The 3,709-nt window shown below is 50.9% G+C and carries 6 protein-coding genes; 5 read left to right on the plus strand and 1 reads right to left on the minus strand.

All coding sequences use genetic code 11. The features are described from left to right. The 5 genes from AC1RQI_RS16345 to AC1RQI_RS16365 all read left to right on the plus strand — a co-directional run. Positions 1-120: transposase (locus AC1RQI_RS16345; RefSeq protein WP_481905680.1), on the plus strand; the 120-nt coding region annotated here is incomplete at its 5' end. A 217-nt stretch (positions 121-337) separates the two neighbouring features. Continuing rightward, positions 338-1,096, plus strand: coding sequence for a hypothetical protein (locus AC1RQI_RS16350; RefSeq protein ID WP_481905675.1), 759 nt, complete (start codon positions 338-340; stop codon positions 1,094-1,096). Positions 1,097-1,242: 146 nt separating this feature from the next. After that, positions 1,243-1,425 (plus strand): hypothetical protein, encoded by a 183-nt coding sequence (locus AC1RQI_RS16355; RefSeq protein WP_481905676.1) that lies wholly within the window; start codon positions 1,243-1,245, stop codon positions 1,423-1,425. Positions 1,426-1,512: 87 nt separating this feature from the next. Further along, complete coding sequence (locus AC1RQI_RS16360) at positions 1,513-2,361, plus strand: PhzF family phenazine biosynthesis protein (protein ID WP_481905677.1); 849 nt, start codon at positions 1,513-1,515, stop codon at positions 2,359-2,361. Positions 2,362-2,478: 117 nt separating this feature from the next. Beyond that, a complete protein-coding gene (locus AC1RQI_RS16365; RefSeq protein ID WP_481905678.1) occupies positions 2,479-2,823 on the plus strand; it encodes a hypothetical protein in 345 nt (114 codons plus the stop codon). A 214-nt stretch (positions 2,824-3,037) separates the two neighbouring features. Here the strand turns inward: AC1RQI_RS16365 and AC1RQI_RS16370 are convergent, their stop codons facing one another. Further along, complete coding sequence (locus AC1RQI_RS16370; RefSeq protein WP_481905679.1) at positions 3,038-3,412, minus strand: hypothetical protein; 375 nt, start codon at positions 3,410-3,412, stop codon at positions 3,038-3,040. Positions 3,413-3,709 lie beyond the last annotated feature (297 nt).

Below are 3,709 nucleotides of genomic sequence, written 5' to 3' on the forward strand. Positions count from 1 at the left end.
ACCAAGCGCCTTAGCCGGTTCAGTTTGCGCGGCAAGCGCAAGGTCCAGGGCCAATGGCAGCTCTACTGCCTGGTGCACAACATCGAGAAACTGGCCAATTACGGGCAGTTGGCCGCATGAAGAGGCGCGTCCGGAATGTAGCCGGTAGAAGCCGGCCATGATGGGTCTTTAAGGACGTGGAAGTAATCCGGACAGAACCGGACACCGGAACCGGGAAGAAATCGAGCCAGCGAATACGCTGGTGAAATGAACAAGCAGGAAGGCTGTAGGTTAGCCCCAGAAGTGGGTTTTTCTACAGTCTCGTTAAATCGAAGATGGTCTTCGGAGTTCACAAAGAATGAAAGAGCCATTGTCATACACGACAACTGTAATGTCGTGGAACTTCCTGCTCTCGTCTTTCAAAAGGGCTGAGGCAGCTGCGAGTACCAATGGCAAGATAGATCTTAACCTTGAGGCGCCTTCCTCAATTGTTCTCTGTTGTATATCGATAGAATCATTCTGTAATGAGATATCTTCATTGTCTCGTGCGTTTTTATTTGATCATGAAAAAGAGATGACTCCGTCGTGGGAGGATCTCGCTCGTATCTCTTACGAGAATCTGAACGCACTTTGTGCAATAAGCGAGGACTCTTCAGGTTCGTTCTATGACCGTTATAAACGAGTTAATAGACTACTTGCGGAGAAAAGTCCCGGATTTATGGCTGACCTGGTTCATCTGCGTGATCTCAGGGACTCATTAGTTCATTTTCGGTCTTGTGATGTTCCTATAAAACAGGAAGAGGATGGGGTCATCCGATCTGCACAGGAATCCCCAGCTGTCCTCCATGCGCTAAAAAATAGGAGAATATCAGGGAAACCGGTCATCTCGGCAGGTAAAGGGGAAGAGTGGACGCTGAGGATATCAACCAGTGCCATGGCTATTTGGGCACTTGATCTGACATGCCAAGCTATCTTATATCTCCTCGACTCATTGCCAGACGGGTGTTTCCAAAAGTTCGTTCTCGAAAGATATAGACCGAGAGACAGAGGCTATAGGGATCTGTACTCTAAGGCAAAATACGACATTGGTGCCTGGGAGCGTGAGATTTTAGGTTGACACCTGGGCAGGATTTAACAAGGCCGAGCACCGGATGCCAAAACCTCCGCTTCGCTCCGGCGTTATCACCGGTGACGGCGGGCGTTGAAGCTGTAGAAAAACCCCCGATTTGCTAGGCTGGCACTGGGCAACAAGGAGCCGTTCGCATGCCCCGATTCATCCCCTACAACATCGACCAGGACACGATGGTGGTGATCAACTTCCGCCACCAGCTCCAGCCCGGGACCTTCGAATACGCCGTCCGTTACCTGATCGAGCACAAGCTGGGGCTCTTTACCGGACATCGGAACCGGGAAGAAAACGAATCAGCGAATACGCTGGTGAAATGAACCATCAGGAAGGCTGTGGGTGAACCCGGAAGCGGGCTTTTCTACAGTCTCGTTATACAGTAATTTCGAGTGAGGGAAGAGGCTTTAATGAGAAGACGATTTAAACAAATCGACGTTTTTGGGGAGCATCGCTACACGGGTAATCCAGTCGCGGTTGTTCTGGACGCTGAGGGACTCTCTACCGAAGATATGCAGAATTTCACCCGCTGGATGAATTTATCAGAGAGTACCTTTCTCCTGCCTCCAACGTCTGACGAGGCCGACTACCGGGTCCGGATATTCACGCTTCCCCACGAGCTTCCATTCGCGGGCCATCCTACGCTGGGTACCTGTCATGCGTGGTTAGAAGCTGGTGGCAAGCCCAAGCGATCTGACCGAATCATTCAAGAATGCGGAGCCGGTTTGGTGCCAATCCGGCGCGATGGTGGCCTCGCATTCTCGGCTCCACCACTATTACGGTCCGGCGAGGTTGAAGAGTGGTTTGCTGAAGAGTTAGCCACCGTCCTGGGTATTAACCGCAACGAAATGATTGACCTTCAGTGGGTAGATAATGGACCCGGCTGGGTCGGAATATTACTCGAAAGTGCGGATGCCGTCCTATCTTTAGAGCCTGATTTTAATCGTAATTCTGGCAATAGTCACCTTGACATCGGTCTCGTCGGTCCTTATCCCGAAGGCTCGGAGTGCGCTTTCGAGGTACGAGCGATTTTCAGCGACGAGCATGGGCAAAAGACAGAGGATCCTGTAACCGGTAGTCTCAATGCATCCCTTGCGGGATGGCTAATTGCCAGCGGGCGTGTGAAAGCTCCTTATGTTTCCAGCCAGGGTACGCGACTTGGTAGGAAGGGTCGACCGCATATCAAGCAGGACACTGATGACTCAATATGGGTGGGTGGGAACACTTTTACTTGCATCAACGGTGAAGTTGAGATTTAGCGACATAAAACATGTCAACACCAACTACAATGCAAAACTAGACGCTTCACCTGACCACTATGCCACTAGCGCTCCATAGCGGCAGGTGAACGTAGGCATTATAAGTAGGTTGGAAGCATGGAAACTTCTGTATATCAGAATATTAAGCTCGTTATTCTGGACGTTTTAAGCCTTTCCAAGGATGCGATCCATATACATATAGGTTTGCTAATCTTCTTCCTGGCCGTAATGCTGTGGCGTCGCGGCCAGCCTGATATCTTGGCTTTGCTCCCAGTGTTTCTCGTGGCAGGAGGGATGGAGGTTTTAGACCTGCGAGATGATTTGGGCTCGCTAGGCTATATGCGTTGGTCGGCAAGTCTTCATGATCTGATTAACACAACTTTTTGGCCTATACTCATAGCAATATCGAACAAGTGGTTGATCAAAAAAAGTGATAACAGTTCCATGCGCCGGATACCCTGAGTTCAGGAGATCCGGCGTAACCGCACTGTTGCGCCGATTCGGGATGAGCCCATGAAAGTTGAGTTTATTACGCACCTCAAATGCCACGCCATCCTTTTCGATCTGCAGGATTACGAGTTTATGCAGCGCCGGCTTGAGTTGCTTGATGGAGCTCTTACGGGGAGAGTATGCAACTCGGGGCCTCATAAAGCAGCGTCTGGTCTCACGGACACCATCAAGCCTGCGAGAAATCAAACGTAACAATCCCTAAGATACCAATGATCAGAAAGACCCCTGTTGCGAGAACGAACGCCGGTCCCAATTTACGGTCCATGGGCTTGGCGTACCGGCGTAACAGGGGCACATCCACCAAGGGGTCATTAACTGGATTCCAGGGACCAACGGGCAGACCGATCGCACAGGCATACCACAGAGCACGCCCTCCTACGCCATCCCAAGGACACGGGCGATCCAAGCCATCGCGTTTCATATCTTTTTCGATACGGGCCATCGAGCACCGGGCAAAGGCTATCCATGTTGCCGCAAAGGGTATGAATGAACCCCCAAAGATCAGTAGAAACAGGTTTTTTGCGGACTCAAAAAAGATCATCTCTTTTACCAGTCCCAAAGTACATCGGCTAAGTTCTTACCCATATGATCGAAGTAGTATCCAACGCCAATACCCACCAGAGCTCCAGTAACAATGATAACCCCCACTACACCCAGACCTACTGGTCCAGCAGCCATCAACCCCATGCTCGCCGCTAGAGCAGTTCCGCCCATCACAGTGGCCTTGCCTGCAGCTATTCCTGCGGCGCCGCCAACCCCAATGTTAGTGGCCAATTAAAATGACCCACTACTGGCCATTAATTTTGACCCACCTCCGGGTGGCCGTCAGGCCACAGAA

The organism is Salicola sp. AFF1, assembly GCF_056783195.1.